Source organism: Aestuariivirga sp. (assembly GCF_044239095.1).
Classification (GTDB): domain Bacteria; phylum Pseudomonadota; class Alphaproteobacteria; order Rhizobiales; family Aestuariivirgaceae; genus Aestuariivirga.
The window spans coordinates 1-6,863 of the sequence record NZ_JBIICB010000236.1; the positions used below are offsets into that span (position 1 = coordinate 1).

General features: G+C 64.4%; 7 protein-coding genes. 2 read left to right on the plus strand and 5 right to left on the minus strand.

Features of this window, described 5'->3' with window-relative positions; genetic code table 11:
* The 3 genes from ACILRA_RS17610 to ACILRA_RS17620 form a co-directional block, all read right to left on the minus strand.
* Nucleotides 1-776, minus strand: a 776-nt coding sequence (locus tag ACILRA_RS17610; RefSeq protein WP_395663369.1) for a MurR/RpiR family transcriptional regulator, incomplete at its 3' end; no start/stop codon positions are given.
* Nucleotides 777-822: 46 nt separating this feature from the next.
* Nucleotides 823-2,487 carry an MBL fold metallo-hydrolase gene (locus tag ACILRA_RS17615; protein WP_395663370.1) on the minus strand — a complete coding sequence of 555 codons (1,665 nt, stop codon included), beginning with the start codon at nucleotides 2,485-2,487 and terminating at the stop codon, nucleotides 823-825.
* Between the two features lie 2 nt (nucleotides 2,488-2,489).
* Complete coding sequence (locus ACILRA_RS17620) at nucleotides 2,490-3,215, minus strand: LOG family protein (RefSeq protein WP_395663375.1); 726 nt, start codon at nucleotides 3,213-3,215, stop codon at nucleotides 2,490-2,492.
* Between the two features lie 168 nt (nucleotides 3,216-3,383).
* Here ACILRA_RS17620 and ACILRA_RS17625 point away from each other — a divergent pair, with 168 nt between their 5' ends.
* Together ACILRA_RS17625 and ACILRA_RS17630 are read left to right on the plus strand one after the other, a co-directional pair.
* Nucleotides 3,384-4,208, plus strand: coding sequence for a polyphosphate kinase 2 family protein (locus ACILRA_RS17625; RefSeq protein ID WP_395663371.1), 825 nt, complete (start codon nucleotides 3,384-3,386; stop codon nucleotides 4,206-4,208).
* A 1-nt stretch (nucleotide 4,209) separates the two neighbouring features.
* Nucleotides 4,210-4,974 (plus strand): SDR family NAD(P)-dependent oxidoreductase, encoded by a 765-nt coding sequence (locus tag ACILRA_RS17630; protein WP_395663372.1) that lies wholly within the window; start codon nucleotides 4,210-4,212, stop codon nucleotides 4,972-4,974.
* An 89-nt stretch (nucleotides 4,975-5,063) separates the two neighbouring features.
* Here ACILRA_RS17630 and rbsK read toward each other — a convergent pair whose 3' ends face one another.
* Both rbsK and ACILRA_RS17640 read right to left on the minus strand, forming a co-directional pair.
* On the minus strand, nucleotides 5,064-5,984 hold the full coding sequence (gene rbsK, locus ACILRA_RS17635; protein ID WP_395663373.1) for a ribokinase: 921 nt from the start codon (nucleotides 5,982-5,984) through the stop codon (nucleotides 5,064-5,066).
* Between the two features lie 13 nt (nucleotides 5,985-5,997).
* On the minus strand, nucleotides 5,998-6,863 hold an 866-nt coding region (locus tag ACILRA_RS17640), incomplete at its 5' end, for an argininosuccinate synthase (RefSeq protein ID WP_395663374.1).

The window sequence follows — 6,863 nt, forward strand, 5'->3', positions numbered from 1 at the left end:
GTGGCGGCCATGGACCGGAAGCCCTCGAAATTTGCTTCGCTGACTTCAATCCAGGGCTCTGCAATCTGTGCGAGAGGGGAGAAGGGGCTGTCGGTGATGGCCACCACAGGAACCTGCCGGGCAGCCGCCGCACGCGCCAGCTGGATGGTTTCCGGAGCATAGGGAGCAAAGGTGACGGCGAGCACTGCGTCCTCCGCCGTAGCAAAGGTCATCTGCTCGGTGCCAAGGCCCCCTGCGGCATCAACCAGGATGACGCGAACGCCGAGCTTTCCGAAGGCATAAGCCATGTAGAAGGCGACGGGATAGGAGCGCCGGATACCCAGGAGATAGATCGTGCGGGCCGATGCGAGCCGCTGCACCGCCTGGTCCAGGATCTCGGGTGCCAGCTTCTCGCCAAGCGAGGCGATGGATCGCGCCGATGCGTCACAAAAGCCCTGCAGGATGACATTGGGCTTCGATGCTTCCTCGGCGTGGTCACGAAGCTTCTGAATGCGCTCGCCATAGTTCAGGATGCGGTCCCGCAAGCTGGAGCGGAACACCTCCTGCATGTCCGAAAACCCCTGGTAGCCCATGGCCTGGCTGAAGCGCACGAGCGCAGAGGGCTGGACCTCGGCCTGGGCGGCAATGGAAGAGACCGTGCCGAAGGCAATCTCGTCAGGGTTCTCCAGCGCATAGGCCGCAATCTGCGTCAGGCGCTTGGGCAGGGCTGCAGCACGTTCCGCGATCAGGGCCTTGAGCGCCGGGACGTCGCGCGGAGGAGAAGATGGATCTGACATTGGAACGAATATTTCATGGAAATCAGAACGTTCCAAACGCTTTCTGTCACTCCTCCCAGCCGCGGCTTCTTCGCGAGGGTCCCGACACGGGCGGGCGGCGGCGTGTTCCATCGCCACCGGTTTCGCCGCTGCTCAAGGCGCGGCGCAACCGGCGCAGGATAACGCCCTTCGCCTTCTCATCGCCCGCGCGGTTCACCGCGTCGCGAATGTCGAGGACGAGATCGGCCAGATCATTGTGGCTGTCGAGGCGGGCGACCATCGCCGGATCAATGCGCGGCTTTGTATCCGCCGCCAGGTAGGCGCAGCTTTCGCCCGAGAGCTCATAAACGGAATCGAGGCTCGGGATAATGATGCAGTCATGCGGCAGCCCAAGGCTGCCGAGATCCCCGGCGAGGGCGTGCTGGCCCTCCTCTTCGCCGTGGGTCAGGAAGACGGAGCGGCCGACGGGCAGGCGCTCCTTCACCCATTGCACGAGCTCGGGGCCGTCGGCGTGACCGGAGTAATCCTCGATGCGGCGGATGGCGGCCTTCACGCTGACCGTTTCGCCCATGATGGTGACGGTCTTTGCGCCGTCCTCGAGGATGCGGCCCAGCGAACCCTCGGCCTGGAAGCCCGCCAGCAAGACGGTGGTCGAAGGCTGCCACAGATGGTTCTTGAGGTGATGGCGGATGCGGCCGGCCTCACACATGCCCGATGCGGAGACGATGATGCGAAAGCCGCTGAAACGCGCAAGCGCCTTGGAATCCTCCACACTTTCCGTCAGGCGCACATGGGGCGAGGTGAAGGCGCGGGTCAGATCGCTGCCGTTCTGCAATTCCCCGGCATGGCGGACGAAGATGGCCGTGGCCTTGGAGGCGAGCGGGCTGTCGATGAAAATGCTGGCCTCGGGCACCTTGCCCTCGTCCATCAGCTTCACGAGGTCGGTGACCAGTTCCTGGGTGCGTTCCACCGCGAAGGAGGGGATGAGCAGTGCGCCCTTCTTTTTCGCTGCAGCCGTGACCTCGCGCGCGAGGATCTCACGGCGGCCGTCCTCGCTCCGCTCGAAGCGGTCGCGGCCGCCATAGGTCGATTCGCAGATGACGAAATCGAAATTCGTGGGCGCCTCCGGATCGAAATGCAGCATCTTGTTGTCCGGGCCGAGATCGCCCGAGAACAGCAGCCTGAGCGGCTTCTGGCCGGACTGCTCGACCTCCACCTCGATTGAGGCGGAGCCCAGGAGATGGCCGGCATTCCAGAACCGCGCGCGGATACCGGGCGCAGGCGAGATCCATTGCTCGAAGGCATGGCCCTCGAACTGCGCGAGGGCGGCCACCGCGTCCTCCTGGGTGTAGATCGGCTCCACCTCCTCCTCGCCGCGCTTCACCCGGCGGCGGTTCAGCTGCTCCACTTCCATTTCCTGGATGTTGCCAGAATCAGGCAGCATGATGCCGCAGAGATCAGCCGTGGCGGCGGTACAATGGATGCGGCCCTTGAAGCCGTGCTTCACGAGCTTGGGCAGAAGGCCCGCGTGGTCGATGTGGGCATGGGTCAGCAGGACGCCCGACAAGGACGAGGGCTCGAAGGGAAAGGGCCTGTAGTTCAGCTCACGCTCGGTCTTCGAACCCTGGAACATGCCGCAGTCGATGAGGACACGCGCCTGTTCCGTCTCCAGCAGGTAGCAGGAGCCGGTGACGGTGCGGGCGGCGCCGTGAAAGGTGAGGCGGACTGGCATGTTCAGACTCCCGGAACCTTGAGGCCACGCTTAAGAAGTAATTCCCACGCCTCGCGCGGGCTGTCGGCATAACCGAAGAGATCGAGGTCGGCCTTGCTGACCATGCCGGCCTCGGCGAACTGCGGGAAGTTGATGAGGCTCTTCCAGAACTTGGAATCATAGAGCACCACGGGCAGTTCGTCGTCCATCTTGCCGGTCTGGCGCAATGTCAGGATCTCGAACAGCTCGTCCATGGTTCCGAAGCCGCCGGGAAACACCACGAGCGCCGCGGCACGAATGGCAAAGTGCATCTTGCGCATGGCGAAATAATGGAAGCGGAAGGTGAGGTCGGGCGTTGAATAGGCGTTGGGCTCCTGCTCCATGGGCAGCGTGATGTTGAAGCCGATGGAGGGGGCGCCCGCGTCATGCGCGCCGCGGTTTGCTGCCTCCATGATGCCGGGGCCGCCGCCGGTGGCGATGACGTTCTGGCGCGGGCCGTTGTTCTCGATCTTCGCACCACCCTCCTCCGAGCAGATGCGGGCGAATTCGCGCGCGGCATTGTACCAGCCCCGCGCATCATCCTCCTGCACGCGGGCGGAGCCGAAGACGATCACCGTGGTGGCAACACCCCACTTCCGCAGGTGTTCCTCCGCCTTCTGGTATTCGAGCTGGAAACGCAGTCCGCGCGTCGTGTCGGCGAGCAGGAAGTCCATGTCCATTGCGGGAAGGCGGTAGGCGGCGGCGGCCATCTGGGCCTTGTTCGATGCGGTCACGATTGCATGGATCCTGAAGAGAGGAAGTGATGCTCACAGGGATAAGGCACCGCAGGCCCGCCATCAAGTGTTCGTCCGAGGATGGCTTGTTAACTGCCTGCATGACAGGATGCCGTTCAGGACTCGCATTGGGAAGGAACCGCCGTGGGCAAGAACGGAACACTCTCAGATCATTGCATCGTGCCGCCGGGCAAGAGCTTCGCACTGGCCGGGCGCGACCCGCGCGGCATGGCGGGGCTTGCTGACAAGGAGACAGCGAAGGCAAGGCTGGCGGAAGACGCCGCCGCCATCGACGCCTTGCAGGACAGGCTCTTTGCGGAAGGCAAGCGCGCGCTGCTGGTCGTGCTGCAGGGCATCGACTGCTCCGGCAAGGATGGAACGGTGCGCGCCGTGTTCAACCCTTGTGGACCCCTCGGCGTGAAGGTGACGTCCTTCCGGGCGCCCTCGCCGGACGAACTGGCCCAGGACTATCTCTGGCGGGTGCACAAGGTCTGCCCGGCGCGGGGCTATATCGGCATCTTCAATCGTTCTCACTACGAGGACGTGCTGGTGGTGAAGGTGAAGGGCTATGCCAGCGCGGACGCCATTGAGCGCCGCTATGACGAGATCAACGCCTTCGAGAAGATGCTGTCCAACAATGGCACGAAGATCCTGAAGTTCATGCTGCACATCTCGAAGGAAGAACAGGCCGAGCGCCTGAGGGAGCGCATCGAGACGCCGGAGAAGCGCTGGAAATTCAACCCCGGCGACCTCGACGACAGGAAGCTCTGGGACCAGTACATGGCGGCCTATGAGGTGGCACTGGCCCGCTGCTCAACCCCGCATGCGCCCTGGCATGTGATCCCCGCCGACCGCAACTGGGTGCGGAACGCCGCCGTGGCGCGCATCGTGCGCCAGACGCTGGAGGAGATGAACCCGCAATATCCGGAACCCAAAGGCTGGGACCCGGCTACGATCAAGGTGGTCTGAGTTGGAACTGGGCCTCAAGGGAAAGCGCGCGCTGGTCACCGGCGGCACCAAGGGCATCGGCCGCGCCATCGCCTTCGGCCTCGCGGCGGAGGGTGCGGATGTTGCGATCTGTGCGCGCGACGGGAGGGCCGTTGCAGACACGGTGAAAGACCTGAAGGCTTCCGGAATCGCAGCCTTCGGCGCGGAACTCGACGTGAGCGCCAAGGACGCACTCGAAGGCTTCATCAGGGACGCAGCAAGAACGCTCGGCGGGCTTGATATTCTGGTGTGCAATGCCTCGGCCCTTGCTGACGGCTCGGGCGAGGAGGCCTTCCGCCAGGCCTTCGAGATCGACTTGATGCACACGCGCAATGCCTGTGAGGCGGCGATCCCGTTTCTGGAAGCATCGGGCGCGGGCTCGATCGTGGCCATATCCTCAATCTCAGGCTCGGAGGATTACGGCTATGGATCATCCGCTTACGGAACGATGAAGGCGGCGCTGTTCTTCTATATGAAGTCGCTCGCCCGTCATGTGGCGGGGCGCGGCATCAGGGCCAATATCGTCTCCCCCGGCACCACCTATTTCGAGGACGGCTTCTGGGACCGGGTGAAACTGAATGACCCTGAAGGCTTTGCCAGAAACCTCAACGAGAACCCGATGAAGCGCATGGCGCGGCCCGAGGAGATCGCCGACGTGGTGGTGTTCCTGTCAAGCGCCCGGGCGAGCTTCGTGTCCGGCGCCAACATCGTCGTGGACGGCACGCTGACGATGCGCATTCCGAATTAGGGCTTTGCACCCAGCGGGTGCATTCACTTGCGGAACGCTTGCGCTGCTGTTCGCCTTCACGTGCGGATGCACTTCAGGGCCCGTCGTCTTTAGCTTGTGAGAAGGAAGGCTTCCACCTCGGCCTTGGTGGGTGCTGCGGCGGAGGCGCCCTTTTTCGTCGTGGAGAGAGCGCCACAGGCGGCGGCGAAGCGCAGGGCGGCCTCCAGGGGCTTTCCCGTCTCCAGCGCATGGGCGAGGCCCCCGTTGAAGCTGTCGCCTGCCGCCACCGTATCGATGGGCGTCACCTTGAAGGCGGGGATGATGGCCTCAAGGCCCGGGCCTGCGACGGCGAGGCCCTTGGCCCCGAGCTTGACAACCGCTGCCGCAACGCCGCGCGCACGCAGTTCCTTCGCGGCCCTGAGGCCCTCCTCCGGGGACTGCGGCTGCCAGCCGAGGATCAGCCCAGCTTCTGTTTCATTGGGCGTGATGATGTCCACCGCCTGCAGCACCCCTTCGGCGAGGCCGCCTTCGGGCGCGGGGGCAGGATCGAGGATCACGGTGCCACCACGGGACCGGACGATGGCGGCTGCTTCCAGCGAGGCGGAGAGCGGCACCTCGAGCTGGAGAAGCAGCACCTTCGCCTTCTCCAGCGCGGGTCGCGCGCGCGCCACGTCGGTTGCATCAACGCGCAGGTTGCTGCCGCCGATCAGGGAAATGTAGTTCTCACCGCCCTCGCCCACATTGATGATGGCGATGCCGGTGGCGCCGCCGTCATCCTTGCGGACGAGGGCCAGATCGACGCCATAGGAGGCGAGTTCGCGCTCGGCGGGCTTGGCGAAATCATCAGCCCCCAGGCGGCAGATGAAGGCAACGTCGCTGCCGAGCTTGCGCGCCGCCACCGCCTGATTGGCGCCCTTGCCGCCCAGCCCAAGCTTGTATTCCGTGCCGTGCAGCGTTTCGCCCGGCTTCGGCAGGCGGTGCATGTAGGCCGTCACATCCATGTTGATGCTGCCGAAGACTGCGATGGACATGTCGTGCCTTCCCTTACGTGTTGCGCTTCCTGGCCGCCAGCGTGCGCAGGCGCAGGGCATTGAGGCGGATGAAGCCTGCCGCGTCCTTCTGGTCATAGGCGCCGCGGTCATCCTCGAAGGTGACAAGGGCATCCTTGTAGAGCGACTGGCGGGACTTGCGGCCCACCACGATGACATTGCCCTTGTAGAGCTTAAGGCGCACCGTGCCCTCCACATGCTCCTGGGACTTGTCGATCATCGCCTGCAGCATCTCGCGCTCCGGCGAGAACCAGAAGCCGTAATAGACGAGCTCGGCATATTTGGAGACGAAGCTGTCCTTCAGATGCGCGGCCTCACGGTCGAGCGTCAGGGTTTCGATGGCGCGGTGGGCGACGGCGAGGATGGTGCCGCCAGGCGTTTCATAGACGCCGCGCGACTTCATGCCGACGAAGCGGTTCTCGACGAGGTCGAGGCGGCCGATGCCGTTGTCGTGGCCCAGACGATTGAGCTCGGTGAAGAGGGTTGCGGGCGACATCTGCTTGCCGTCGATGGCGATGGGGTCGCCCTTCAGGAACTCGATCTCGATGTAGGTCGCCTTGTCGGGCGCATCCTCGGGCGCGATGGTGCGCTGGTAGACGTAAGGCGGCGGCTCCTGCCAGGGGTCTTCCAGCACCTTGCCCTCGGAGGAGGAGTGCAGCAGGTTCGCATCAACCGAGAAGGGCGCCTCGCCGCGCTTGTCCTTGGCGACGGGGATCTGGTGTGTCTCGGCGAACTCGATCAGGTCGGTGCGGCTCTTGAAGCTCCACTCGCGCCAGGGGGCGATGACCTTGATGTCGGGGTTCAGGGCATAGGCGGTGAGCTCGAAGCGGACCTGGTCATTGCCCTTGCCGGTGGCGCCGT